This is a genomic window from Streptacidiphilus neutrinimicus, assembly GCF_000787815.1.
GTDB classification, from domain to species: Bacteria; Actinomycetota; Actinomycetes; order Streptomycetales; family Streptomycetaceae; genus Streptacidiphilus; species Streptacidiphilus neutrinimicus.
In genome coordinates this window covers 1-24,804 of the sequence record NZ_BBPO01000092.1, presented here as the reverse complement: position 1 = coordinate 24,804, position 24,804 = coordinate 1, and the positions used below count along the sequence as shown (strand labels likewise).

Annotated in this window: 20 protein-coding genes, 1 other RNA gene and 3 pseudogenes; 4 read left to right on the top strand and 20 right to left on the bottom strand. The window is 72.2% G+C overall.

From position 1 onward, the window contains the following. Positions 1-917 precede the first annotated feature (917 nt). From TR48_RS46900 to TR48_RS33980, 5 genes and pseudogenes are all read right to left on the bottom strand, one after another. Positions 918-1,392 (bottom strand): annotated as a pseudogene (locus TR48_RS46900) ((2Fe-2S)-binding protein); the annotation flags it as partial. Positions 1,393-1,427: 35 nt separating this feature from the next. Beyond that, entirely contained in the window at positions 1,428-2,282 is an 855-nt protein-coding gene (locus TR48_RS33995; RefSeq protein WP_174501761.1) for an FAD binding domain-containing protein, read from the bottom strand. 200 nt (positions 2,283-2,482) lie between these two features. Beyond that, positions 2,483-4,087 (bottom strand): beta-N-acetylhexosaminidase, encoded by a 1,605-nt coding sequence (locus TR48_RS33990; RefSeq protein ID WP_042374367.1) that lies wholly within the window; start codon positions 4,085-4,087, stop codon positions 2,483-2,485. A 97-nt stretch (positions 4,088-4,184) separates the two neighbouring features. Then, positions 4,185-4,463, bottom strand: a complete 279-nt coding sequence (locus TR48_RS33985; RefSeq protein WP_042374366.1) for a DUF3039 domain-containing protein — start codon at positions 4,461-4,463, stop codon at positions 4,185-4,187. A 94-nt stretch (positions 4,464-4,557) separates the two neighbouring features. Then, positions 4,558-5,136: a YqgE/AlgH family protein gene (locus TR48_RS33980; protein ID WP_042374365.1), complete on the bottom strand. Its 579-nt coding sequence runs from the start codon at positions 5,134-5,136 to the stop codon at positions 4,558-4,560. Positions 5,137-5,361: 225 nt separating this feature from the next. On the opposite strand from TR48_RS33980, the gene murA reads away from it, so the two are divergent. Then, positions 5,362-6,693 (top strand): UDP-N-acetylglucosamine 1-carboxyvinyltransferase, encoded by a 1,332-nt coding sequence (murA, locus tag TR48_RS33975; RefSeq protein WP_042374364.1) that lies wholly within the window; start codon positions 5,362-5,364, stop codon positions 6,691-6,693. Positions 6,694-6,802: 109 nt separating this feature from the next. Here murA and TR48_RS43855 read toward each other — a convergent pair whose 3' ends face one another. The 5 genes from TR48_RS43855 to TR48_RS33950 form a co-directional block, all read right to left on the bottom strand. Beyond that, a complete protein-coding gene (locus TR48_RS43855; RefSeq protein WP_042374361.1) occupies positions 6,803-7,564 on the bottom strand; it encodes a GNAT family N-acetyltransferase in 762 nt (253 codons plus the stop codon). A 135-nt stretch (positions 7,565-7,699) separates the two neighbouring features. Next, positions 7,700-7,981, bottom strand: coding sequence for an HU family DNA-binding protein (locus tag TR48_RS33965; RefSeq protein ID WP_042374359.1), 282 nt, complete (start codon positions 7,979-7,981; stop codon positions 7,700-7,702). A 397-nt stretch (positions 7,982-8,378) separates the two neighbouring features. Then, on the bottom strand, positions 8,379-9,830 hold the full coding sequence (locus tag TR48_RS33960) for an NAD-dependent malic enzyme (RefSeq protein ID WP_042374358.1): 1,452 nt from the start codon (positions 9,828-9,830) through the stop codon (positions 8,379-8,381). A gap of 316 nt (positions 9,831-10,146) precedes the next feature. After that, on the bottom strand, positions 10,147-12,492 hold the full coding sequence (locus TR48_RS33955; protein ID WP_439654520.1) for a HelD family protein: 2,346 nt from the start codon (positions 12,490-12,492) through the stop codon (positions 10,147-10,149). 82 nt (positions 12,493-12,574) lie between these two features. Next, positions 12,575-13,711 carry a winged helix DNA-binding domain-containing protein gene (locus TR48_RS33950; protein ID WP_042374356.1) on the bottom strand — a complete coding sequence of 379 codons (1,137 nt, stop codon included), beginning with the start codon at positions 13,709-13,711 and terminating at the stop codon, positions 12,575-12,577. Between the two features lie 87 nt (positions 13,712-13,798). Here TR48_RS33950 and TR48_RS33945 point away from each other — a divergent pair, with 87 nt between their 5' ends. Together TR48_RS33945 and TR48_RS33940 are read left to right on the top strand one after the other, a co-directional pair. Next, positions 13,799-15,016 (top strand): FAD-dependent oxidoreductase, encoded by a 1,218-nt coding sequence (locus TR48_RS33945; RefSeq protein WP_042374355.1) that lies wholly within the window; start codon positions 13,799-13,801, stop codon positions 15,014-15,016. A gap of 58 nt (positions 15,017-15,074) precedes the next feature. Further along, on the top strand, positions 15,075-15,620 hold the full coding sequence (locus TR48_RS33940; RefSeq protein WP_042374354.1) for a flavoprotein: 546 nt from the start codon (positions 15,075-15,077) through the stop codon (positions 15,618-15,620). 89 nt (positions 15,621-15,709) lie between these two features. Here the strand turns inward: TR48_RS33940 and ssrA are convergent. From ssrA to ftsE, 5 genes are all read right to left on the bottom strand, one after another. Further along, positions 15,710-16,079: a transfer-messenger RNA gene (ssrA, locus tag TR48_RS39810) on the bottom strand. A gap of 113 nt (positions 16,080-16,192) precedes the next feature. Continuing rightward, positions 16,193-16,678 (bottom strand): SsrA-binding protein SmpB, encoded by a 486-nt coding sequence (gene smpB, locus TR48_RS33935; protein ID WP_042374352.1) that lies wholly within the window; start codon positions 16,676-16,678, stop codon positions 16,193-16,195. 74 nt (positions 16,679-16,752) lie between these two features. After that, complete coding sequence (locus tag TR48_RS33930) at positions 16,753-17,862, bottom strand: S41 family peptidase (protein WP_042374351.1); 1,110 nt, start codon at positions 17,860-17,862, stop codon at positions 16,753-16,755. 117 nt (positions 17,863-17,979) lie between these two features. Further along, positions 17,980-18,900, bottom strand: a complete 921-nt coding sequence (gene ftsX / locus TR48_RS33925) for a permease-like cell division protein FtsX (protein ID WP_042374350.1) — start codon at positions 18,898-18,900, stop codon at positions 17,980-17,982. 14 nt (positions 18,901-18,914) lie between these two features. Next, on the bottom strand, positions 18,915-19,604 hold the full coding sequence (gene ftsE / locus TR48_RS33920; RefSeq protein WP_042374349.1) for a cell division ATP-binding protein FtsE: 690 nt from the start codon (positions 19,602-19,604) through the stop codon (positions 18,915-18,917). A 219-nt stretch (positions 19,605-19,823) separates the two neighbouring features. On the opposite strand from ftsE, the gene TR48_RS33915 reads away from it, so the two are divergent. After that, on the top strand, positions 19,824-20,018 hold the full coding sequence (locus TR48_RS33915; protein ID WP_042374348.1) for a hypothetical protein: 195 nt from the start codon (positions 19,824-19,826) through the stop codon (positions 20,016-20,018). A gap of 98 nt (positions 20,019-20,116) precedes the next feature. Here the strand turns inward: TR48_RS33915 and TR48_RS33910 are convergent, their stop codons facing one another. From TR48_RS33910 to TR48_RS43850, 5 genes and pseudogenes are all read right to left on the bottom strand, one after another. Then, entirely contained in the window at positions 20,117-20,710 is a 594-nt protein-coding gene (locus tag TR48_RS33910) for an LPXTG cell wall anchor domain-containing protein (protein WP_042374347.1), read from the bottom strand. A 121-nt stretch (positions 20,711-20,831) separates the two neighbouring features. Further along, entirely contained in the window at positions 20,832-21,944 is a 1,113-nt protein-coding gene (prfB, locus tag TR48_RS33905; RefSeq protein ID WP_042374346.1) for a peptide chain release factor 2, read from the bottom strand. Between the two features lie 52 nt (positions 21,945-21,996). Continuing rightward, entirely contained in the window at positions 21,997-22,743 is a 747-nt protein-coding gene (locus TR48_RS47000; RefSeq protein WP_500799100.1) for a DUF8189 domain-containing protein, read from the bottom strand. A gap of 207 nt (positions 22,744-22,950) precedes the next feature. After that, a pseudogene (locus tag TR48_RS46040) lies at positions 22,951-24,180 on the bottom strand (serine/threonine-protein kinase); the annotation flags it as partial. Positions 24,181-24,363: 183 nt separating this feature from the next. After that, positions 24,364-24,804, bottom strand: a pseudogene (locus tag TR48_RS43850) (hypothetical protein); the annotation flags it as partial.

Here is a 24,804-nt window from a genome sequence, read left to right as displayed (position 1 = left end):
CGCGGCGGCCTGGGCCCGCATGCCCGCGCCGAGACCGGCGCCCAGCCCAGAGCCGAGGCGCAGCTCGCCGGTCTGCCCCGCCGCCGGCCCGGCCGGACCGCCCTGCTCGGGGACGGTCGGGGTCGTCTGCTCGCCGGGGTAGCCCTCGGCCGCGTAGTCGCCCGCCGCGAACTGCCCGGTCGCGAACTGTGCGGTGTCGAACTGCCCCGTCGCGAACTGCCCGGTCGCGAACTGTCCCGTCTCGAACTGTCCTGTCGCGTACGCGCCGGTGTGGAACTCCCCGGTCCGGAGGTCCGCGGTGCGGAACTCGCCGGTCGCGTGGTCGTCCGTCGCGTAGTCCGCCGACGGGTGGTACTCCCCTTGCGCGGCGTCCACGACCGGTCGCGCCTGGGAGCCGCCCGGCTCCGACATCAGCAGTGTGCCGACCGCGTCCCCGGTGGCCTGGCCCGAGGCGGGGCCGTCGGACTGGCTCGGGAAGCGCCCGCCGAACGGGCCGCCCGGGTAGGGGCCGTCGGTGTAGGGCTGCTCGTAGGACTGGCCGTAGGTGCCGGTGGCGTAGCCCTGCTGGGGATAGCTCTCCTGCTGCGGGTAGCCCGGCTCCTGGGCGCCGTAGCCCGGCGTCCCGTAGTTCTCGTAACCGCCGTGCTGCGGCGGCACGTCGACGTAGACGGGCAGCTCCGCCTCCACGTCGTAGCCGTCGTCGTCCCCGGCCTGGTCGTCGCCCTCGAACCCGTCGTACTCGTAGCCGTCGGCCTGCTCGTAGCCGTCGACGTGGTGGGCCTGGGCCGGGACGGAGGGCCCGGCCATCGGGACCAGCTCCTCGACCGGTGAGGTGGCCTCGATGAGGCCGTCCACCGGACCGTCGCCGAAGTACGGCGTCGTGACGACGTCCTCCCCCGGCGACTCGTCCTCGTCCGCGCGCGCGGCGGCGACGGCCTGGACGGCGGCGAGGGCGCCTCGGTAGCCGGTGCAGCGGCACAGGTTGCCGCAGAGCGCCTGACGGGCCTCCAGCTCGCTGGGGTGGTGGTTGCGTTCCAGTAGGTCGTGCACGGCCATCGCGAGACCGGGCGCGCAGTAGCCGCACTGGACCGCGCCGCTCTCGGCCAGCGCCTGCTGCACGTCGGAGGGCACGCCCTCCTCGGCCAGGCCCTCGACGGTACGGATCTCGACGCCCGCCGCGAGCGCGGCCGGCACCAGGCAGGCGGCTGACAGCTGGCCGTCCACCTGGACCGAGCAGGCGCCGCACTCGCCCTGCTCGCAGCCGCCCTTCGCGCCCGCGAGGCCGAGCCGCTCGCGCAGCACGTACAGCAGGCTCTCGCCGACCCACGCGTCCACGACGGGCCGGTCCACGCCGTTGACCCGCAGCGTGTACGAGGCACGCGGCGAGTCGTCCGCGCCGAACCCCATGGGGGAAGTCAGAAAGTCCGTCACTTCAGCGCCCTCCCGAGTGCGCGGCGGGCCAGTACGGACACGGTACGCCGAAGCCGTGCCGTGGTGGGAGCGGCATCCGTTCTAGCAGCCGCGACCTCGGCCGCGGGCTCGGGTACGCACGCGGAGGCGACGTACTCGCCGAACGCCTGCGCCACACCCGGGTCGACGGTACGCTCCCCGTCCCAGTCGATGCAGCCGGCGACCCACTGTTCGGCCTCCAACGGCCGCAGCGGGACGGGCGCGACGGCGCCGACCGCGCAGCGCACGGCCCTGCGGGCGGGGTCCAGCACCAGCGCGACGGAGGCGACGGCGCGGGAGGGGCCGGTGCGGCCACCGGACTTGAGGAAGACCTGGGGCGCGTGCAGCAGCGGAACTCGGACATATGCGAGCAACTCACCCGAACGCAAGGGGTCCAAACCGGTCAGCAGGTGACTGACCGCCACCTCGCGTCCACCCTCCGGACCGACCAGCGTCACCGTGGCCTCGAGCGCGGCGAGCACCGGCAGGGTGTCCCCGGCCGGGTGCGCGCTGACGATGTTGCCGCCGAGCGTCCCGACGTTGCGCACCTGCGGCGGCCCGACGGTCGCCGCAGCCTCGGCGAGCGCGGGGATCAGCGCCGCGAAGTCAGGGCGTGCCATGCGGGCGTGGGTCAGCCCCGCGCCGAGGAGGGCCGCGCCGTCCTGGTACTGCCAGCCTCTGAGCTCGGCGACGCGCCCCAGTCCGAGCAGCGCCATCGGGCGCAGCAGCCCGGCGTTGACCGCACCCATCAGGTCGGTCCCGCCCGCGACCGGCACCGCGCCCGGCGACTCCGCCATGGCGCTGACGGCCTCGTCCAACGAGGCCGGGAGCATGATCGTCTGGTTCACTCGTGTCCCACCGTGCTCGGGCCGCTCACGCCGCCACCCTCCTGGCCGTACGGTACGTGGAAACGCACCTGCCGCGCACCCTCCTGGTGTGGCGTGGAAGGACAACGATTGCACACGGTGTGTGAAAGCCCCGGCGGGGGCCTTGCCCGGCCCCATGGGGGCAACTGCCCCTTTTGCGAAGAAGGTCAGGGTCGTCCGTCATGGGGGCGTCCCAGGACGCCGGGGCGGGTCTGCCAGGGGCGGGGACCGTCGGGGTGGCGGTACTCGACGCCCATGGCGTCGAGGCGGGCGTAGTGGGTGGCCATGCGGTCGGCGAAACCCTCCCAGTCGCGAGCCTCCGGCTCGCGGGGCAGGTCCGACCAGGCCACCTCCGCGAACGCGGCCACGCGCGGGAACGCGTGGTAGTCCACGCTGCGGGCGTCGTCCATGAACTCCGTCCAGAGGTTGGCCTGAGTGCCGATCACGTGCCCTGCCGCCGCCGCGTCCTGACGCAGCTCCGGCGGGAGCGGCTCGTAGCGGTAGACGTCCTCCAGGGTCCGCACGTAGCCGACGGGGATGGGCTCGTCCGCCCGCGCTGACTCCCGGTGGTCCAGATACACGTGCTGCTCGGGACACATCACCACGTCATGTCCCGCCCGCGCGGCGGCGATTCCGCCCTCGTAGCCCCGCCAGGACGAAACCGCCGCCCCTGCCGCCAGACCGCCTTCCAGAATCTCGTCCCACCCGATCAGCCGACGGCCGCGCTCCGCGAGCCAGCGGTCGAAGTGGCGGATGAACCAGCTCTGCAGCTCGTCCTCGTCGGCGAGGCCCAGCTCCTTGATCCGTGCCTGCGCGGCCGCGCTCGCGCGCCACTGCTGCTTGGGGCACTCGTCGCCGCCGAGGTGGACGAAGGTGGAGGGGAAGAGCTCCAGCACCTCCTCCAGGACGTGCTCGTAGAACCGCAGCGTGCCGTCCTCGACGTTCAGCACGTTCGGGTTGATGCCCCAGTCGGTGAAGGTCCGCAGCGCGGTCGTGTCGACGACGTCGTGGTTCCCGAGCTCGGGATAGGCGGCGATCGCCGCCTGCGAGTGGCCGGGGATGTCGATCTCGGGGACGACGGTGATGTGCCGGGCGGCGGCGTAGGCGACGATCTCGCGCAGGTCGTCCTGGGTGTAGTAGCCGCCGTGGGGGCGGTCGTCGCGGCGCTCGCCGTCGCGGAAGCCGACCATGGAGCGCTCGCGCCAGGAACCGACCTCGGTGAGCCGGGGGTAGCGGCGGATCTCGACGCGCCAGCCCTGGTCGTCGGTCAGGTGCAGGTGCAGCACGTTGAGCTTGTGCGCGGCCATCAGGTCGACGTAGCGCAGCACGTCCGCCTTGGGCAGGAAGTGCCGGGCGACGTCCAGCAGCAGGCCGCGCCAGCCGAAGCGGGGCGCGTCCTCGACGACGAGGTGGGGCAGCGACCAGCCGTCCAAAGGGAGCGCGCCGCGGCGGTAGGCCTGCGGGCCGAGCAACTGGCGCAGCGTCTGCGCGCCCCAGAACAGCCCGGCAGGACTGCCGCCGGTCAGCCGGACGCCGTCGGCGTCCACGACGAGCCGGTAGCCCTCCGCGGCGAGGGTCTCGTCCACGGCGAGGGCGATGCCGGCGGGGCCGGGCAGCAGCGGCAGGCCCGTGGCCGCGCCGAGCTCCGCGCGGAGCCAGGCGGCGACGGGCTCGGCGCCCGCGCCGCCGGTGAGCGCGGTGGCGGCGGTCAGGTCGTAGCCGCCGGATCCGGCGGCCTGGGCGAGGGACAGCGGCGCGGGAATGAGGTCCATGACCTCATCCTGCCCCGCCCTCGCCCCGAAGGACTAGACCATTGCACCCGTCGTCACGTCTCCCGCGGAGCGGGGCGGAGCAGGAAGGGCGAGAGGACTACTTGTCCTTGCCCTTGTCCTTGCCCTTGTTGTCCATGCCCTCCCAGATCTCCTTGCACAGGGGGCAGACCGGGTACTTCTTCGGGTCGCGGCTGGGCACCCAGACCTTGCCGCAGAGCGCGACCACGGGCGTGCCGCTCAGCGCGCTCTCCATGATCTTGTTCTTGTCGGCGTAGTGCGCGAACCGCTCGTGATCGCCGTCGCCGTGGGAGGTCTGCGGGACCGCCTCGATCAGGGTGCCGGTACCGGTCGCGCGCTCGGGCTCAAGGGTGCTCATGGCCGCCAAGTCTAGTTCGGGCCGTTCCGGAACGGTCCAGCCCTCCGACGTGATTCCGGTCGCTGCCGAGGTCGGCGCGACGACGTGGCCGAGGTCAGTTCAGGCTCGGGTCGTCCGCGTACGTCGCCACCAGCGCCAGCTCGCCCCGCTGGCGGCGCAGCACGGCGCGCCACAGCCGCTCCGGAGCCGGGGCGGAGACGTCGCCGGGCTCGGAGTCGACCACGAACCAGGCACCCTGGACCACCTCGTCCTCCAGCTGGCCCGGCGCCCAGCCCGCGTAGCCGGCGAAGACCCGCAGCGCGCCGAGCTCCCCGACCAGCAGCTCCGGCGGCGCCTCCAGGTCCACCAGGCCGATCGCCCCGTGCACCCGGCGCCAGCCCAGCACCTCGTCCTCGCCCTGCTCCCCGGGGACGACGGCCAGCGCCAGCGCGGAGTCCAGACCGACCGGGCCGCCCTGGAAGATCACCGACGGCTCGCCCGCGAGATCGGCCCAGGACTCCAGCACCGCGCCGACCTCGACCGGCGTCGGCCGGTTCAGCACGACGCCGAGCGAACCCTCCGCGTCGTGGTCCAGCAGCAGGACCACCGCACGGTCGAAGTTGGGATCGGTCATGGCCGGGGTGGCCACGAGCAGACGTCCGGTGAGCGAGACGGGCACCGTCATGCCAGACATGATCCCGCACCAGGCCCGCGGACGGCATTCGAACGCGCGCGTCCGCGCAGCGGCCCGTGACCTTCCCCACAGCGCTTCACCCCGCATCCGCCGTCCAGCCAGGGGCGGAGGGTCACCGGGGCGGAAAGGAACCGCGGGCGGGACCACTACCATCTCTCAGGGTGCGTGCACCCTTGCGCACTTTTCGACCATCCGACTCCCCAGACCCCCCAGGATCGCGAGAACATGACCGACGATGTCCTGATCGTCCACGGCGGAACGCCGCTGGAGGGCGAGATCCGCGTCCGCGGCGCGAAGAACCTCGTGCCCAAGGCCATGGTGGCGGCCCTGCTGGGTCACGAGCCGAGCCGGCTGCGCAACGTTCCGGACATCCGCGACGTCAAGGTCGTGCGCGGCCTGCTGCAGCTGCACGGCGTGACCGTGCGCGTCGGCGAGGAGGAGGGCGAGCTGGTGCTCGACCCGACCTCCGTCGAGCGCGCGAACGTCGCCGACATCGACGCGCACGCGGGCAGCTCCCGCATCCCGATCCTGTTCTGCGGTCCGCTGCTGCACCGCCTCGGCCACGCGTTCATCCCGGGCCTCGGCGGCTGCGACATCGGCGGCCGACCGGTCGACTTCCACTTCGACGTGCTGCGCCAGTTCGGCGCGGTCATCGAGAAGCACCCGCAGGGCACCGAGCTGAGCGCCCCGCAGCGGCTGCGCGGCTGCAAGATCGAGCTGCCGTATCCGTCCGTGGGCGCGACGGAGCAGGTCCTGCTGACCGCCGTGCTGGCGGAGGGCGTCACCGAGCTGCGCAACGCGGCCATCGAGCCGGAGATCGTGGACCTGATCTGCGTGCTGCAGAAGATGGGCGCGATCATCTCCATGGGCACCGACCGCACCATCCTCATCACCGGCGTGGACCGCCTCGGCGGCTACAACCACCGCGCGCTCCCGGACCGCCTGGAGGCGGCGTCCTGGGCCTGCGCGGCGCTGGCGACGCACGGCGACATCTACGTACGCGGCGCGCGGCAGCTGGAGATGATGACCTTCCTCAACACCTTCCGGAAGGTCGGCGGCGCCTTCGCGGTCGACGACGAGGGCATCCGCTTCTGGCATCCGGGCGGCGAGCTCAAGGCCATCGCCCTGGAGACGGACGTCCACCCGGGCTTCCAGACCGACTGGCAGCAGCCGCTGGTCGTCGCCCTGACGCAGGCCTCGGGCCTGTCCATCGTCCACGAGACGGTCTACGAGTCCCGCCTCGGCTTCACCTCGGCGCTGAACCAGATGGGCGCGCACATCCAGCTCTACCGCGAGTGCCTGGGCGGCACGCCGTGCCGCTTCGGCCGCCGCAACTTCCTGCACTCCGCGGTCGTCTCCGGCCCCTCCAAGCTCCAGGGCGCCGAGCTGGTCATCCCGGACCTGCGCGGCGGCTTCTCCTACCTGATCGCCGCGCTGGCGGCGCAGGGCACCTCGCGCGTCCACGGCATCGCCCTGATCAACCGCGGCTACGAGAACTTCATGGACAAGCTCCGGGCCCTGGGCGCCCAGATCGAGCTCCCGGAGCCGGCGGCCTGACCCGGTCCGTCCGTCACGGACCGCCCGACCGGTTGTAGGCGACCACCCCGGCGCCGCTCTGCACGGATGACTCCGGGCGCAGAGCGGCGCCGGTCCCGTTTGCCGGTGGTCAGGCCCGGCGTGTGAACACGTGGATGTACCCGACCGGCGCGAAGCCGCTCCGGGCGTACCACTGCCGGGGCCAGTCGTCCGGTTCCGCGATGAGGAAGAAGATCCTCGCGTCCGCCGCGCGGTGCAGCGCGGTGGTGAGGACGGTCGTGGCGTGGCCCGCGCGCAGGTGCTCGTCGGCGGTGACCAGGTCCTCCATCTGGGCGATGCCTGCGGCCCGGTCCTGGTAGAGGTCGGCCCAGGCGGCGACGGCGCCGTCCTCGGCGCGGGCGGCGAGGAAGAGGACCTCGGGCGCGCCGCCGGGGCGTGCCGCGCGGCGGGAGACCAGGTGGTCGATCGTCTCCTCGTCCGCCTGGGGCATCCAGCCGCGCAGCTGGCGCGTCAGCGGCTCGCGCAGGTCGTCCAGGGTCACCGGCTCCGCGGGCACCGCGGGCGCGGGGCGCGGGCCGCGATGGACCATGAGCAGCTCGGGGGCGTGGTCGTACCCGGCGGCGGCCAGCGCGGGCGCACAGGCCCGCGCGACGGCGTCCGGGAGGACGGTGATCCTGCGGTGCTCCAGGCCGTCCAGCAGCGCGTCCGCACGGGCCGCCAGCAGCGCGGGCTCGGTCGCGGCGTCGACGATCAGCTGGTTGTTGTCGTGCGAGCGCGTGTACGCGCCGTTGCGGACCGCGAACCCGCCGGGGAAGTCCTCCGTCCGGGCGGCCTGGCGGCGGGCGAACGTGGACAGGAAGCGCTCGATCGGCGCGATCTCCTCGGATGACATGCGGGCCCCCTCCTGGTGCATGGGGACAGTCAACCAGCGCCCGAACGGCGCGAGCCGGCCACCCCGCGGACGCGGGGTGGCCGGCTCGGCGACACGGGTCGGAGCCCCTGGTGGTCGGGGCTCCGGCGCCAGGGCTCACTTGCCCTTGGCGGCATCCTTCAGCTTCGAGCCCGCGGAGACCTTCACGCTGTAGCCGGCCGGGATCTGGATCGGGTCGCCGGTCTGCGGGTTGCGGGCGGTACGAGCGGCACGGTGGGTGCGCTCGAAGGTCAGGAAGCCGGGGATGGTGACCTTCTCGTCGCCCTTGGCCACGACGTCGCCGACGATGTCGGCGAAGGCCGCCAGGACGGCGTCGGCGTCCTTGCGGGTCACCTCGGCGCGCTCGGAGAGAGCGGCCACCAGCTCACTGCGGTTCATGTGTACTCCATTGTGGTCTGTCGCGTTGCGATCCTCGGCTGCCCCGGAGGACCGCCGCCTCGGCTGCCGAGCCGAGCCATCGAGCAGCCTGCGAAGGCTGCGATGGCGTCCCGACAGGCGATGGGGTGTGCCTGAGCACGAATCCTGCCCCCACTACCGCCGGGAAAGCGAATCCGGCACCCGCGAGAGTCACACGAACAGCGCCACGCTCCCGCGTGCGCTCATGGGACTCCCGCCGGTCACTCTAGGCGGACGTTTCCGGAAGTGTCGTAAACGACGCGCCGGGGCACACCGTATCGGTTGCGGTCCGGTGGCCCCAAACGCAGGTCAGCCCCGGGTCGAGCGCTGGTCCACCCGGGGAGAGGTGAACGCTTCGTGAACGCTGCGCCTGCCGGACTCAGCCGGACACGATCGGGAAGGTCCCGGTCTCGCCGGCACCGCTGCTCGGCGCCTGGCCGGTGCCCGCCGCGATCGCCGCGTCGCGGACCGCCGCCGCGACGGTCTTGGCCACGTCGGCGTGGAACACGGAGGGGATGATGTAGTTGGCGTTGCGCTCCTCGGCGCCCACCGTCGCGGCCAGCGCACGCGCCGCGGCCAGCATCATCTCGGTGTTGACGGTCCGGCTCTGCGCGTCCAGCAGGCCGCGGAAGACGCCGGGGAAGACCAGCACGTTGTTGATCTGGTTCGGGAAGTCGCTGCGGCCGGTGGCCACCACGGCGGCGGTCTGCCGGGCCACGGCCGGGTCGACCTCCGGGTCCGGGTTGGCCAGGGCGAAGACGATCGCGTCCTCGGCCATGGCGGCGATGTCCTCGCCGTCCAGCACGTTCGGCGCGGAGACGCCGATGAAGACGTCGGCGCCGCGCACGGCCTCCTTGAGCGAGCCGGTGCGGTTGCTGCGGTTGGTGTTCTCGGCGATCCAGCGCAGCGAGTCGTTGAGGTCGTCGCGGCCGAGGTGGACCACGCCGCGCACGTCCGCGACGGTCGCGTGCTGCACGCCCGCGGCCATCAGCAGCTTCAGGATCGCGGTGCCGGCCGCGCCCGCGCCGGACATCACGACGCGGACGTCGCCGATGTGCTTTCCGACCACCTGGAGCGCGTTGGTCAGCGCGGCGAGCACGACGATCGCGGTGCCGTGCTGGTCGTCGTGGAAGACCGGGATGTCGAGGGCCTCGCGCAGGCGGGCCTCGATCTCGAAGCAGCGCGGCGCGGAGATGTCCTCCAGGTTGATGCCCGCGAAGCCGGGGGCGATGGCCTTGACGATGGCGACGATCTCGTCGCTGTCCTGGGTGTCCAGGCAGATCGGCCAGGCGTCGATTCCGGCGAACCGCTTGAACAGGGCCGCCTTGCCCTCCATGACCGGCAGCGCGGCCTTGGGGCCGATGTTGCCCAGCCCGAGCACGGCGGAGCCGTCGGTGACGACCGCGACGCTGTTGCGCTTGATGGTGAGGCGGCGGGCGTCGTCGGGGTTCTCGGCGATGGCCATGCAGACCCGGGCGACGCCGGGCGTGTAGATCATCGACAGGTCGTCACGATTGCGGATCGGCAGCTTCGAGGACATCTCGATCTTGCCGCCGAGGTGCATCAGGAAGGTGCGGTCGGAGACCTTGCCGATGGTGATGCCCTCGATCGTGCGCAGCTTCTCGACGATCTCCTCGGCGTGGGCGACGGAGGCGGCGGCGATGGTGACGTCGATGCGCAGCGACTCCAGGCCGGAAGCGGTGACGTCGAGGCCGGTCACCGTGCCGCCGGAGGACTCCACCGAGGTGGTGATCTGGCTCACGGCGTTGCCGCGGGCCGGGACCTCCAGGCGCACCGTGATCGAGTTGGAGACACTGGGAACGGCCGTCATCGACGCTGCCTTCTTCCTGAACCGCTACAACATATGGAGTCGCTCCGATGGTCGCACCTACTTGTCAGTAGGCGGAAATACAGTTCCACGGAGCGGGTTCTTCGGCGCAGGGGAATGCGTTCCGGGAGGCGTTTGTTACTCTGGCTGTGCGACACCGGCTCGATCCAAGCCCCCGGGCCCAACCTTCGTCCCTCAGAGGGACCACTTGCCGCGAGGCGAGCATGGCGGGTCGGTGTCGCACTGAACGGACCATCAGAAGGGGCTCCCCACCGCGCCGGTGGGGAGCCCCTTCCGCATGACCCCCTGTCAGACGGCCTCAGCCGCGCAGCAGCGCGGGGACGCCCGCCGAGTCCGGCAGGTCCAGCGGTCCGCTGAGCACGGTCAGCCGCTGCGTGGCGCGGGTCAGCGCCACGTACAGGACCCGCAGGCCGGCCTCCGACTCCCCCGCGATCCCGGACGGGTCGGCCACGACCGTTGCGTCGTACTCCAGGCCCTTGGCCTCCAGGCTGCCGAGCGCGACGGCGCGCTCGCCGAGGCCGGCGATCCAGGCCCGCGCCTCCTCGCGCCGGTCCATCGGCACGACGATGCCGACCGTGCCCTCGACCTCGTCCAGCAGCCGCCGCACCTCCGCGCGGGCCGCCTCGCCGAAGCCGTCCTCGGCCGCGACCGCGGCGAAGCGCGGCTCCACGCCCGTGGAGCGCACCGCGACCGGCGGCTCCGTCCCGGGCGCGGCCTGGGTCAGGATGCGCGAGGCGACCTCGGCGATCTCGGCCGGGTTGCGGTAGTTGGTGGTCAGCGTGAACCGGCGGCGCGGCTTCCCGGCCAGCGTCTCGTCCATCGCGGCCTGCGCCTCGGCCGGGTCGATCCACGAGGACTGCGCCGGGTCGCCGACGATGGTCCAGGTGGCGTTGCGGGCGCGGCGGCCCACCATGCGCCACTGCATCGGCGTCAGGTCCTGCGCCTCGTCCACGATGACGTGCGCGTAGTCGCGGCGCTCGGCGGCCGCGGCGGCGCGCTGCTCCTGCTCGCGGCGCTGGCGGTCGCCGTAGACGGTGACCTCGTCCAGGCCGGTCAGCAGGTCCGTCGGATCGACCTGGCGCACCCGCGGCTTGTAGGGCTCGCCCAGCAGCGTGTTCAGCTCGTCCAGCAGCGCGACGTCGGCGACGGAGACGCCGCCGCGCCCGTGGCGGTCCAGGTGCTTCCAGGAGTCGGAGAGCAGCCGCAGCTCGGCGCGGCCGAAGGCGCCGCGGGCGAGGCCGCCGAGCCGCCGCTGGTCGGCCAGGACGGCGAGCACCCGGCGCGGGGTGACCGCGGGCCACCAGGCGTCCAGGAAGTCGAGGAAGGCGTCCTCGTCACCCACGTACTCGTCGAAGCTCTCGCGCTGGCGCTGGAGCTCCTCCCGCTCGTAGCGGTCGGCGGGCGCCGGGCGGCCGCGCAGCAGCCGCGTCCACAGCGCGTCGAGCAGCGCCCGCCGGGCGCGCGGGCGCAGCAGGTTGACGGGCGTGTTGCCGCCGAGAACGGTGCGGCGCAGGTTGCGCAGCGCGTCCGCGTCGAGCCTGAGCACCTCGCCCAGGGCGACGACGCGCAGCTCGGACGGCGTGTCCGGCCCGTCGAGGCCGGCCCGGGCGGCGCGGCGCAGCAGCGGCAGCATCCGCGAGGAGCCCTTGAGCCGGGCGGTCTCGGGGGTGTCGTAGCGGTCGGCGTCCTCGCCGTCGAGCAGGCCGCCGATGGCGCGGATGGCGACCTGCCCCTCCTCGCCCAGCGCCGGCAGCACGCCCTCGGTGTAGGAGACGAGCAGCGGGGTCGGGCTGACCACGAGGATGCCTCCCGCGTAGCGGCGGCGGTCGTGGTAGAGCAGGTAGGCCGCGCGGTGCAGGGCCACGGCGGTCTTGCCGGTGCCGGGACCGCCGGTGACCAGCGTCGCCCCGGCGGCCTGGGCCCGGATCACCTCGTCCTGCTCCTGCTGGATGGAGGAGACGATGTCGCGCATCGAGTGACCGCGGGCCCGGCCCAGCGTCGCCATCAGCGCGCCGTCGCCGACGACGGCGAGCGGCTCACCGTCGAGGCGCGGATCGAGGTCGGGGCGGAGCAGGTCGTCCTCGACGCCCAGCACCCTGCGGCCGCGCGAGCGGATGACACGGCGGCGCACGACCCGTCCCGGCTGCCGCGGGGTGGCCCGGTAGAACGGCGCGGCGGCGGGCGCGCGCCAGTCGACGACGAGCGGGCCGTACTCGGCGTCGAGCACGCCCATCCGGCCGACGTGCAGCGTCTCGGCGATGTTCGGGTCCGCCGGGTCGAGCGGGGTCTGCGAGGGGAAGCCGTCCTCCTCGGGCCGGTCCGGCTGCTGCAGGTCGATCCGGCCGAAGAGGAAGTCCTCGAACTCGTTGGTCAGCCGCTGGAGGTGCCGTCCGGCCTGGTAGACCTGCGCGTCGCGCTCGGCCAGCGCGCCGGGCGTGCCGGCCAGGAACTTGCGGTTGGCGTCGTCGAGCAGGAACTCCGCCTCGGCGAGCTTCTCGCCGAGGCGCCGGTAGACGGTGTCGAGATGCGCCTGCTCCACCGCGATCTCCCTGGCGAGCAGGGTCGCGTGGTCGGTCGGCGCCGGATCGGCTCTGTGGTCGCTCGACTGGGCCGGCTCGGCGGACGGGCGAGTGGGCGAGGCCAAGAGTTCCCCTCTGGTCCATCATGGGCTGGTGCGGTTCCCTTCCGAAAAAGGGAACTGTTGATCCTACGCCCTGTACCCGCTCTCAGTGCAGGCGCACCTCGCCCGTGGACGCCTCCGGCGTGAGGAAAGTCAGCAGGTCGGCGGCCTCCGCCTCGATCCGGGCCCGCACCTCGGCCGGTGCCTTCGCGGCGCCGCCCTCGAACAGCTCGACGTCCAGGACCGCCGGATCGCCGGCGCGCCCGCGCGTGGCGAGGGACCACGCCCCCGCGACCCGGCCGTCGACCAGGAGCGCGGGCCGGTAGCCGTTCCTGTTGGCGGACAGCCGCACCCTGGCCTCGTCGCCCAGCACCCGGGCGCGGTTCTCGTGCCCCATGAGCACGTTGTCGTAGTCCGGCAGGAAGCGCGGCGGGGCGGGCGTCTCCGGGTCGGGCCGCGGCGCGTCGGGCAGGTCGAACAGCTCGCGGCCGGTCGTCGCGTCGGCGAGGACGACGAGGCCGGGCCGCAGCCGCTCGAAGACCTCCCCGAGCCGGGTCACCCCGCACCAGGCCTGCATGTCCCGCACGCTCGCGGGGCCGAACGCGGCGAGATAGCGCGGCACGAGCGCCTCGACCGCGGCCGCGTCGGGCGTGCGCTGCGGACGGCCCAGCCACGCCTCGACGGTGGTCAGCGTCGGCGTCCGGCTGCGCCCCCACTCCCCGCGCGGGGTGACCTGCACCAGGGAGAGCTTGTAGCGGACGGCGGTGCTCAGCGCGCTCGGCTCGTACCCGGGGAACCGCTCGGCCAGCGCCTTCCCGAGCTCCCCGGTCGTCCGCGGGGCCTCCTCCAGCAGCGCGCGCCCGGCCGCCCACAGCTCCTCCGGCTCGATCCCGGAGAGCTGCCTGCGGAAGACGGCCCGTTCGCCGAAGGGGGTGGCCTCGTGCACGCCCTGGCAGAAGGCGCGCAGCAGCAGCGCGTCGTCCGCGTCGTGGAGATGAATCGTCCCGCGCAGCGTCGACAGCCGGACGGTCTCCCGCCCGGCGAGGAGGGCGGAGGCCTCGGCCGGATCGAAGCCGGACAGCCGGGACCACAGGGCCGTGTAGGGGTTGAGCGGGATCTGCGACTGCATCCCGACCAGATGCCGGACGACCTCCAGTGCGGAGCGCTCCTCACGTGCGAGAAGCAGCTGACGCGACATCAATGCCCGATTGAGCGCGCGATCGTTGAGCTTGGGGGACGCCATGGGTTCCAGCCTAGGTCCGCCGGGCGGCGGCGCTACTCGCCATGCCAGTAGTTGACAAGCAACTAGTTTCAATGCAACTATAAATCCATGGACACCAAGACTGGCAAGGTTCGCTCCGCACTGGTCGTCGGCGGTGGTATCGCCGGCCCCGTCACCGCGATGGCTCTCGAGCAGGCGGGCATCAAGGCGACGATCTTCGAGGCATACGACGGCCCCGCCGAGAACGTCGGCGGCGGCATGGGTCTGTCGCCCAACGGCGTCCAGGCCTTCGACGCGATCGGCGTCGGCGACGCGGTCCGCGCCGTCAGCACGCCGACCAACGGCCTGGTGCTGCACAGCTGGAACGGCAAGACGCTGGCCCGGTTCGGCACGCTGCCCGGCATCGACCCGACCCGCTTCGTGATGCGCGCCGAGCTGTTCGGCGCCCTGCGCCGGGCCGCCGAGGAGCGCGGCATCGCCACCGTCTACGGCAAGCGCATCGTCGACGCGAGCGAGGACGCCGACGGCGTCACCGCGCGCTTCGAGGACGGCACCACCGCCACCGCCGACGTGCTGATCGGTGCCGACGGCCTGCGCTCCACGGTCCGCCGCCTGATCGACCCGGCCGCCCCGTCCCCGCAGTTCGCCGGCACCGCCGGTTTCGGCGCCATGGTCACCGTCACCGACGTCCCGGCCACCGAGGGCTGGATGCACATGACCTTCGGCAAGCGCTGTTTCTTCGCCTGGCAGGTCTTCCCGGACGGAACCGGCATCTGGTTCATCAACCTGCCCGTGCCGCAGCCGCTGTCGGTCAACCAGCAGCGCGAGCTCGGCGCGGCGTACTGGCTGGAGCACCTGCGGCAGATGTGCGCGGACGACAACACCCCGGCGGCCCGGATGCTCGCCGCCACCGAGCCGGAGACGATGCTCTTCGCCGGCAGCGCGGAGAACATGCCGCTCCCGACGAAGACGAGCCGGGTCATCTGGAGCCGCGGCCGGATGGTCCTCACCGGCGACGCCGCACACGCGCCCTCCTCCAGCTCCGGCCAGGGCGCCTCGCTGGCCGCCGAGAGCGCGGTCCAGCTCGCCCGCTGCCTGCGCGACCTGCCGCTGCCGCAGGCGCTCGCCCGCTACGAGGACCTGCGTCGCCCGCGGGTGGAGCGGATCATCAAGGAGACCGCCCGCACCAACTCCCGCAAGGCCGCGGGCCCGGTCGCACGGGTGATCCGGGACGCGCTGCTGCCGACGATGTTCAAGCTGGCGAAGCCCGAGAGCCGCGCCTGGCAGTTCCGCTACCCGATCGACTTCGACGCGCCGGTGGCCTGACCGGCCGGAGCGCCGACCCGCTTGCACGATGCACCCGTTCCCCTGTTGGGTGAGGGCCATGACAGGCGATCAACCCGTCCTCTATCTCCTCGGTACCGGCGCGCAACCCGTGCTCACCATCACCTCGGCCGTCGAGCAGGCCCAGGCCGAAGGCTGGCGGGTGTGCCTCGGGCTCACCCCCACCGCCGCCGGGTGGCTGCACCCGTACCTCGCCGGACTGGAGGCGCTGACCGGCGCCCCCGTCCGCGCGCACTACAAGCTGCCCGGCCAGGAGGACGTCTGGCCCACGGCCGACGTCGTCCTGCTGGCCCCGGCGACCTTCAACACGATCAACCGCTGGGCGCTCGGCCTCACCGACACCTTCGTGGTGGGCTACGCGGCCGAGGCCCTCGGCCGCGGCATCCCCACCGTCGCTCTCCCCTGCGTCAACTCCGCGCTCGCCGCACACCCGCAGTACGCCCGCTCCCTGGAGACCCTGCACACGGCCGGCGCCCGCATCGTCGTGCCGGAGAGCACGACCGCCCCGGGCCAGGACGACACCCCGGGCTTCGACTGGCCCCTCGCCCTCCACGAGGCCCGCCGGGCGCTGACCCGCGCGGCCTGAACGAGACGGTCCGAAACGCAGAAAAGCCGCCCGTCGAAAGACGGGCGGCTTTTCCTACACATGGGTCGCATCGTCTTTCGAGATGCGTGGTGTGGAGGTGGCGGGAATCGAACCCGCGTCCTGTGGTGCGGAACCAGAGCTTCTCCGAGCGCAGTCTGCTGTGCTTTTCTCGGCCCCGGGAGTCACGCAGACAAGCTCCCGACGGGCCCAGCCACTGTTAGATTTTCCGCACGACCCCGTGACCGGGTCGAACGGTGGAGTCCCCTAGATTATGCCAGGATCCGGGACGGGGACGCGCCCGGTCTGACAACTTCGATGCTCGCTCAGGCGGCGAGGGCGAAGTGATCGCGCTTAGAATTGGCGATTATTTTTTTGCGACACGTGGTTAACGAGATCATTGCCGCGTTCCTCGGCTCGCTTCCTCTGGCTCGACATCCCCAGTCGAAACCGATCACCCCCATGTGGGTGTGCTCTTCAGTTGTCAAGACCTCTCGCGAGGCCGCTCCCGGGCGGTGGGGACCGCCTGGAGCAATGCCCATGGTACGGCTACCGCAACACCACGGTCCAGTTCATTAACCCTGACGACGCCGTGCGGCCGCCAGCGCGCGGGCCGTCTCACGGGTGTCCTGCTTCTCGCGCAGCGTCTGCCGCTTGTCGTGGAGCTTCTTGCCCTGGGCCAGCGCGAGGTTGACCTTCGCGCGGCCGTCCTTGAAGTAGAGGGAGAGCGGGACCAGGGTGAAGCCCGTCTCCTTCAGCTTCTGCTCCAGCTTGTGGATCTCGTACCGGTGCAGCAGCAGCTTGCGCTTGCGCCGGGCCGCGTGGTTGGTCCACGTGCCCTGCGCGTACTCCATGATGTGCACGTTGTGCAGCCAGACCTCGCCGCCGCTCACCTCGGCGAAGCCGTCGACGAGCGAGGCCCGCCCTTGACGCAGGGACTTCACCTCGGTGCCCATGAGGACCATGCCGCACTCGTACTCGTCGATGATGTTGTAGTCGTGCCGCGCCTTCTTGTTGGAGGCGATGAGCTTGTTGCGCGGGTCGTCTTTCTTCTTCGCCATAGTGCCGGACATTCTCGCACTTCGGCCGGGCCTTCGGCACGGCCTTATCCCGGCAGGCCGCACCCGGGCGCGCGCTACGGCCCGTTCGCGTCGTCGAGATCGTCGAGCACGGTCAGCGCGGTGTCCTCGGCCGCCTGCGGGCTCGCCGCCGCCGGGACCACGACGTCCGGCTGGATGCCCTGCCCCTCGGGCGAGACGCCGGAGGGGGTCAGGTAGTGGCCGACGGTGTGCTCCTGGACCACGCCGTCCGTCAGCGTCTGCGGCTCCTGCACCGCGCCCTTGCCGAACGTCGGCTGCCCGACGACCACGGCGCGCCCCCGGTCCCGCAGCGCGCCCGTGAGGAGCTCCGCCGCGCTCATGGTGCCGCCGTCGACGAGGATCACCAGCGGCGTCGTCGTGTCGCCGCCCGGCGCGGCCGTGAGCGTCTGCTCCGGGCCGCCCGAGGCCGACTGGTAGCGGGACACCGGGCCGCCGTTGAGGAAGACGGAGGCGGTCGCGACCGCCTCGGCGACCAGGCCGCCGGAGTTGCCGCGCAGGTCGAGCAGGATGCCGCGCAGGCCGCCGGCCGTGTGCAGCCGCGCCTGGTGGACGGCGGCCTGCACCTGCTCGGAGGAGCCGACCGTGAAGGCGTCCATGCTGATCCTGGTCACCCCGCCCTCGGGGTGGTCGACGCGGACGTCGTCCTCGTCGAGCACCGCCCGGTGCAGCTCCACCGTCCACTGCCGCGTTCCGCGTTGGAGCAGCAGCGTGACCGCGGAGCCGACCTGCCCGCCCGCCCCGCCGCGCAGGAGCGCCACGACCTGGGTGACCGGTCGGCCGGCGACCCGCGTGCCGTCGACAGCGGTCAGCCGGTCCCCGGCCTGGAGGTGGGCCAGGGCCGCGGGGCTGTCCGGCAGGGTCCGGGTGACCGTGACGACGCCCTGCGACGAACGCGCCAACCAGAGCCCGACGCCGACGTAGTGGCCGTCGAGCTCCTCGCTGTAGGCGGCGAACTGCTGGGCGGTGTAGTCGGCCGTCCAGCGGTCGCGGACCGCGTCGCCGACGTCGCCGTGCCGCGGCACGGCCGAGGTGACGGGGCCACCTTCGGTGCCCCAGGCGCCGGTTCCGGCGCCGATCGCGCAGACCGCCGCGAACACCAGCGCCAGCGCCAGCTGGACGCGAATGACGGGGCGCGAGGGTGACATGGCAGAACAGTCTAGAGCCGACAGGCCGTCACACCAGCCCCCGCCCGAGGAAAAGCCCCGGAAGCAGTACCGCTTCCGGGGCTTGTGTCCTGGTCGGATCGGATCAGCGTCGGATCGTCAGACCTTCAGGTATTTCTGGAGGGTGAGAACGGCCGCCAGCGAGGACATGCCGACGCCGATGACCACCAGCAGCGGCATCACCTGAATCACCGGACCCCAGCCGATGAAGCTGATCAGCGTGATCTGCTTCCTCAGCACCATGTCGATCAGCACGTACTTGCCCACGGCGATCATGCCGGAGGCCAGCACCGCGCCCACGACGGCGGCGAAGGCCGCCTCCGCGATGAACGGCATCTGCACGTAGAAGTTGGACGCGCCGACGAGTCGCATGATGCCCGTCTCGCGCTTACGACTGAACGCCGAGACGCGGACGGTGTTGACGATCAGCAGCAGCGTCACGCCGAACATGATCACCATGATGGCCAGAGCCACCCACTGTGCCGTGTTCATGAGGTTGAACAGCGGCTTCAGCACGGCGCTCTGGTCGTCGACCTTGGCCACGCCCGGCTGTCCTTCGACCTGACTGGCCACCTCCTGGTACAGCGAGGGGTTGGTCAGCTTGACCCGCAGGGAGTTGTTGAAGGAGTCGGCGGTGACGTACGGAGCCAGGGGCGAGTCGGGGAACTGCTTCTTGAAGTTGACGACCGCCTGGTCCGGCGTCTCCGTGTAGACCTTCTGCACCAGCGGGTTCTTGTCCAGCTGGCCGTGCACCGCGTCGATCTGCGCCTGGGTGGCCTCACCCGAGGCGCAGTTGGGGGTGTCCTTGGTGTTCTTCTGGTTGTTCTTGTTGCAGAAGTAGATCGACACCTCGACCTTGTCGCCCCAGTAACCCTTCATCTGGTTCACCTGGGAGTTCAGCAACATGGCCGCACCGACCAGGGAGAGCGACAGGGCGACGCTCACGATCACGGCGATGGTCATCGTCAGATTTCGGCGGAGACCGATCCAGATCTCCGCCATGACGAATTGGGCTCGCATTGATGTGTCCTAACTCAGTGCTGGTAGCCGTAGACGCCGCGGGACTGGTCGCGGACCAGGTGACCCTGGTCCAACTCGATGACGCGCTTGCGCATCTGGTCGACGATGGCCTGGTCGTGGGTGGCCATCAGCACCGTGGTGCCGGTCCGGTTGATCCGGTCCAGCAGCTTCATGATGCCGACGGAGTTCTGCGGGTCGAGGTTACCGGTGGGCTCGTCCGCGATCAGGAGCATCGGGCGGTTCACGAACGCGCGGGCGATGGCCACACGTTGCTGCTCACCACCGGACAGCTCTCCCGGCATGCGGTCCTGCTTGCCGGCGAGGCCGACCAGCTCGAGCACCTCGGGCACCACCTTCTTGATGGTCCCGCGGGGCTTGCCGATCACCTCGAGCGCGAAGGCCACGTTCTGGCCGACGGTCTTGTTGGGCAGCAGGCGGAAGTCCTGGAAGACCGTCCCCAACTGGCGACGCATGTGCGGCACCTTCCAGTTGGAGAGCTTGGCCAGGTCCTTGCCGAGGACGTGGACCTCGCCCGTGCTCGGGCGCTCCTCGCGGAGGATCAGGCGCAGGAACGTCGACTTGCCGGAGCCGGAGGATCCGACCAGGAAGACGAACTCACCCTTCTCGATCTCCAGCGAGACGTTGTCCAGCGCCGGACGGTTCTGCTTGGGATAGGTCTTGGAGACGTTGTCGAATCTGATCACGGCTGCATCACGGTGGGCCAGTGTAGGCGGACAGGGCTGGGCTGACCCTACGCGAAGCGGACGCAGCCCCGCAGGTTCGGCCTTGGAATCGTGGGGGAGTTCACGGACAGTAGTGGACAAACCATGACAAGGGGCAACCGGATCGCGCGTGACGTGGCACAGTGGAGGGAACCCACTTCGTTGGGTTCTGCGTTGTGCACATCAGAGGAGGAGATCGCGATGACGCTCGACCGCCTGGTGTGCGCCAACTGCTCGGGTCCCGTGAGCGAGGGGCGCTGCCCCACGTGCCGGGCCAGCCGGGCGCGCATGATGCAGCAGCAGGGGTTCTTCGCTTCCCTGTCCCCCGCGACGCTGATCGCGCTGCTGGCAGCGCTGATCGCCTGCGTGGTGATAGCGCGGCACGCGTTCGCCTGAGGCGGGTGAGCACGTAGCCGTCAGGTACCAGCCGCACGAAGAAGGGCCGGGACCGATCATCCGATCGGTCCCGGCCCTTCTTCGTCACCCAGGGTGACTCAGTGCCTACGGCTGCTCGCGGCGCGTGGCCCGAAGCGGAACACAGCTCCGCCGAGTACGAAGGTGAGTCCGCCCGCGAGGATCAGTGGAGTGCTGTCGGAGCTCCCGGTCTCGGCGAGTTGCGTCCGGCTCGGGGCCTGCGTCATGCCGCCCTCCCCGCCGCCGCTCGCGCCTCCCACGCTGCCCGGCGAGGCGGACGCGGAGGCGCTGCCGCCCGCGCCGGCCGAAGCCGTGGCCGTGGCCGCCGAGGTCGAGGGCGCGACGGAGGCGCCGGTGCTCGGTGCGCCGGAGGCGCTGTCCGAGGGGGTGGCGATTCCGGAGCCGCCGTTGTCCCCACCGTTGCCGTTGCCGCCGCCGTTGGCCCCGCCGCTGTTGCCGCCGTTCCCGTTGTCGCCGCCGAGCAGGCCGACGCTCACGCTGACGCCCGGGGTGCCGCTGTCGTACGCGGTGCCCGGGACCGTCGAGTTGTCGTTCGGCCCGTCGACGATGCTGGCGTTGGCCACCCCGGTGATCGTCAGGCCGGCGCCGACCAGCGCCAGCGCGGCGCCGGCAATGCGTATGCGGCTGCTCGTTCTGCGGTGTCCGCGTGCCACACCCGCCCCTTCCGTTCTGTCCCCCACTCAGGTTTCGGGCGTCAGCATGGTGCGGCGAGGGCCCGGCGGTCAACTTGCGACCACCGGGCCCTCACTGATGCTACGAAGCGTTCACACGCGCTTACGCGTCGGCCTTCTCCTGGTTCTTGCGCCAGCGGATCCCCGCCTCGATGAAGCCGTCCAGATCGCCGTCGAGCACCGCCTGAGGGTTGCTCACCTCGTGCTCGGTACGCAGGTCCTTGACCATCTGGTACGGGTGCAGCACGTAGGAGCGCATCTGGTTGCCCCAGGAGCTGCCGCCGTCCTTGAGCGCGTCCATCGCGGCGCGCTCCTCCTGGCGGCGGCGCTCCAGCAGCTTGGCCTGCAGGACGTTCATCGCCGAGGCCTTGTTCTGGATCTGCGAGCGCTCGTTCTGGCAGGAGACGACGATGCCGGTCGGCAGGTGGGTGATGCGCACCGCCGAGTCGGTCGTGTTGACGCCCTGGCCGCCCGGGCCTGAGGAGCGGTACACGTCGACGCGCAGCTCCTTCTCGTCGATGTCCACGTGGTCGCTGGACTCGACGACCGGCAGCACCTCGACGCCCGCGAAGGACGTCTGGCGACGGCCCTGGTTGTCGAACGGCGAGATGCGCACCAGGCGGTGCGTGCCCTGCTCGACGGAGAGCGTGCCGTAGGCGTAGGGGGCCTTCACGGCGAAGGTCGCGGACTTGATGCCCGCCTCCTCCGCGTAGGAGGTGTCGTAGACCTCGGTCGGGTAGCCGTGGCGCTCGGCCCAGCGCAGGTACATGCGCATCAGCTGCTCGGCGAAGTCGGCGGCGTCGATGCCCCCCGCCTCGGCGCGGATGTTGACCAGCGCCTCGCGGGAGTCGTACTCGCCGGACAGGAGGGTGCGGACCTCCATCTCCTGCACGGACTTGCGCACCGACTCCAGCTCGGCCTCGGCCTCGGTCCGCGCGTCGGCGTCGCCCTCGGCCTCGGCCAGCTCGAACAGGACCCCGAGGTCGTCGATGCGGGCGTGCAGGGACTCGATCTTGCGCAGCTCGCCCTGGAGGTAGGAGAGCCGCGAGGTGACCTTCTGGGCGCTGTCGACGTCGTCCCACAGGTCGGGTGCGGCGGCCTGCTCCTCGAAGACCGCGATGTCGGACCGGAGCCTGTCCAGGTCGACGACTGCCTCGATCGACTGCATGGTCGACTCGAGCGACTTGAGCTCTTCGGAAGGATCAATGGCTGCCACACGCCAAGCCTAATGCAGGGCGGGAAGCAACTGGTGCCGCAGGGGCGCGGCGCTACTTCCCGTGCGTGTACTGCAGGCCCCCCGACGGCGTGACGCGGAACAGCGTGATGCCGCCGCCGTCCGCGTAGGCGCCCGGGGCGTAGGAGGAGGCCGGTCCGGAGGGCAGCGTGCCCTGGATCCACGTCGCGCCGGACGCGCTCGCCGCGTACGCCGGGCCGGTGGAGAAGACGTAGACCTCACCCGTGCCGAGCTGGACCGCCTCCGGGCGCGCCTGGCCGCTGACCCCGGTCACGGCGCGGTACGTGTGCCAGAGGCCGTCGGCGAGCTGGGTGTGCTGGACCGCTCCCGCCGAGGCGGCGACGAAGGCGTCGACCTTGCCGCCGTTCTCGGCGGCCAGCGCCGGTTCTCCGGCGACCTGGCCCACCGTCGAGACCGCGGCCCAGGCCGTCCACGCGCCGCCGACGTAGGAGGTGGTCGCGAGGTCTCCGCCGATCCGGGCGACGAGGTCGACGCGGTCGCCGGTGGCGGCCGCGGCCGGCGGGGAGTCGACCCGGGTGTGGCCGTCCAGCTGGCTCCACGGGGTCCACGTGCCGCCGCTGTAGTCGCGCTGGTAGATCAGGCCGTCGGTGCCGGTGGCGAAGAGCCGCAGCACGCCGCCGGGCAGTACGACGGGCGCCGGCTCGCCGCTGACGTGTATCCCGGTGAGCTTGCCCCACGGGCCGAACGAGCCGCCGGTCCGCGTCAGGTAGCGGATCGCACCGGTCGCGTCGGTGCCGAAGACGAAGGCCGTGCCGTCCATCCGGACCGCGCGGACGCCGCTGACCAGCGGCGCGGGCACGGCGGGGGCGTCGGTCCAGGCCGCCCAGACCGGCAGGTACGGGTCGCCGGAGGCCGGGACCGAGTCCGTCGCGCCCGCGACGGGCGCCTTGGGCAGCCCGGCCGCGCGGGTGCTCGACGCGGTGGGCCACACGGCGTCGCCGGGGTTGTCGTGGTGGTGGCGCGTCGTGTCGGGGCCGGAGAACGCCGCGTAGCCGCCGACGCAGACGATGGCCAGCACGACCGCGGCCGCGCCGGCCAGGACGAGCCGACGGCGGCGCGCCGTGGCCCCGCCCGCTCCGTTGCGCTGCGCGCCCAGCGGGGAGGAGCCGGGCCGCCGCCCCGCCGTGGCGGCGCGCTGGGCGCGGGAGGCCTCGGCCAGGCCGGTCAGCTCCTCCGGGCGGGGGCGGCGCAGGTTGGTGTGGGTCTCCCGGCTGGAGTCGGGCGCGCTGCCCGGGACCAGCGGGACCGCCGAGCCGCGGCGTCGGCGCGGCGTCGCGGTCTCCTCGTCCTCCGCCGTCTCGTCCTCGGCGTCGTAGCCGGGCAGCGGGGTGACCGCCGGGGCGTCGGGGTGGGCGATGTGCAGCGCCGGCAGCCCGGCGAGGCCGGGCAGCAGCTCGCGCAGGCCGGTGGCGAGTTCGGCGGCGCGCAGCCGGGAGGCGGGCGCCTTGGCGAGACACTGGGCCAGCACCTTCCACAGCGGCTCCGGCAGCCCGGGCAGCGAGGGGACCGTCTCGGTGACGTGGCGGCGCAGCACCGCGCCGGTGTGGCCGCCTCCGAACGGGGTGAACCCGGCGAGCAGCTCGTAGAGGACGGTGGCGAGGGCGTAGATGTCGACGGCGGCGCGCGGCTCCAGGCCCTCGATGATCTCGGGGGCCAGGTAGTCGGGCGTGCCGATGATGCGGGTGGCGCGGGTGCGTCGCGGGGCGTCGACGAGCCGCGCGATGCCGAAGTCGGAGAGCTTGGCGCGCGGCGCGCCGCCGGGACCGGGGCTGGAACCCTGGTCGAGCAGGATGTTCTCGGGCTTCACGTCCCGGTGGATGACGCCCTGCGCGTGGGCGGCGGCGAGGCCCTCGGCGACGTCGGCGACGACGGAGACGGCGGCCTGCGGCGTGAACGGGCCCTCGCGGTCGAGACGGGAGCGCAGGTCACTGCCGTGGACCAGCTCCATGACCAGGGCGAGGTCGTCCCCGTCGACGACCAGGTCGCGGACCCCGACGACGCGGGGGTGGTCGAGGCTGGTGAGGACGGTGCGCTCCTGGACGAACCGGCCGACCAGGACCTGGTCGGACGCGAGGTCCTCGCGCAGGATCTTGATCGCGACCGGGCCCTCCGGGCCCTCCCCGAGCCACACGGTCCCGGCCGAGCCGCGGCCGATCACCGAGTGCGCGGTGTAGCGGCTACCGATCTTGCGTGCCAAGGCTGCTCCGTGCGCGATCTGGGGCTGGTTGTCAGGGCGGGGCCCCGGGCGAGGTCCGGGGACGCATGGCCGCGCCAGCGACCAAAGTACGCGGCCTGGAGCCGTTTGGGGGACAGCGGGTGGTGGACGGGCCGCTGGGAGTCGACAAATCGTCAATCCCGCGACCCGTTCCGCTGCTTTGGGTCAGTTCCCGCCCGAGGGGATGTTCGGAATGGACTTGCGCACCTTGTCGACCTGGTTCGCGGTGCTGGTGAGCTGGTGCCACCAGTGCGCGGCCTGGTTCCACCAGCCGTGGACGACGTTGACGACGTGGTCGATCCAGCCGTGCAGCGGCGAGAACTGCCACACCAGGAAGCCGACCACGACCAGGAAGATCAGCACCTTCAGGCAGCCCATGCCGGGGATGCGCATCCGGCGGCGCGGTCGCGGAGCACGCTCCGGCCTGCGCTCCGGCGCGCGGTCGTAGTCGGGCTCACGCTCCCGCTCCGGTGCGCGGCGCGCGGGCTCGGGCCGACGCGCCGGCTCCGGCCGACGCGCGGGCTGGGGGCGGCGCTCCTCGTAGCCGCGCTCCTCGTAGCCGCGTTCCTGGTAGCCCCGCTCCCGCGGACGTTCCCGGTACGGCGG

Bases quoted from the DNA above. Each gene is read 5' to 3' on its own strand.
- TR48_RS33990 (WP_042374367.1), bottom strand. From the start codon at position 4,087: ATGGACCTCATTCCCGCGCCGCTGTCCCTCGCCCAGGCCGCCGGATCC.
- murA (WP_042374364.1), top strand. From the start codon at position 5,362: ATGACCGACGATGTCCTGATCGTCCACGGCGGAACGCCGCTGGAGGGC.
- TR48_RS33960 (WP_042374358.1), bottom strand. From the start codon at position 9,830: ATGACGGCCGTTCCCAGTGTCTCCAACTCGATCACGGTGCGCCTGGAG.
- smpB (WP_042374352.1), bottom strand. From the start codon at position 16,678: ATGGCGAAGAAGAAAGACGACCCGCGCAACAAGCTCATCGCCTCCAAC.
- TR48_RS33965 (WP_042374359.1), bottom strand. From the start codon at position 7,981: ATGAACCGCAGTGAGCTGGTGGCCGCTCTCTCCGAGCGCGCCGAGGTG.
- TR48_RS33950 (WP_042374356.1), bottom strand. From the start codon at position 13,711: ATGGCGTCCCCCAAGCTCAACGATCGCGCGCTCAATCGGGCATTGATG.
- ftsX (WP_042374350.1), bottom strand. From the start codon at position 18,900: ATGCGAGCCCAATTCGTCATGGCGGAGATCTGGATCGGTCTCCGCCGA.
- TR48_RS33930 (WP_042374351.1), bottom strand. From the start codon at position 17,862: ATGTCACCCTCGCGCCCCGTCATTCGCGTCCAGCTGGCGCTGGCGCTG.
- TR48_RS33985 (WP_042374366.1), bottom strand. From the start codon at position 4,463: ATGAGCACCCTTGAGCCCGAGCGCGCGACCGGTACCGGCACCCTGATC.
- TR48_RS47000 (WP_500799100.1), bottom strand. From the start codon at position 22,743: ATGGACGGCACGGCCTTCGTCTTCGGCACCGACGCGACCGGTGCGATC.
- TR48_RS33915 (WP_042374348.1), top strand. From the start codon at position 19,824: ATGACGCTCGACCGCCTGGTGTGCGCCAACTGCTCGGGTCCCGTGAGC.
- TR48_RS33980 (WP_042374365.1), bottom strand. From the start codon at position 5,136: ATGTCTGGCATGACGGTGCCCGTCTCGCTCACCGGACGTCTGCTCGTG.
- TR48_RS33945 (WP_042374355.1), top strand. From the start codon at position 13,799: ATGGACACCAAGACTGGCAAGGTTCGCTCCGCACTGGTCGTCGGCGGT.
- TR48_RS33940 (WP_042374354.1), top strand. From the start codon at position 15,075: ATGACAGGCGATCAACCCGTCCTCTATCTCCTCGGTACCGGCGCGCAA.
- TR48_RS33995 (WP_174501761.1), bottom strand. From the start codon at position 2,282: ATGCTCCCGGCCTCGTTGGACGAGGCCGTCAGCGCCATGGCGGAGTCG.
- TR48_RS43855 (WP_042374361.1), bottom strand. From the start codon at position 7,564: ATGTCATCCGAGGAGATCGCGCCGATCGAGCGCTTCCTGTCCACGTTC.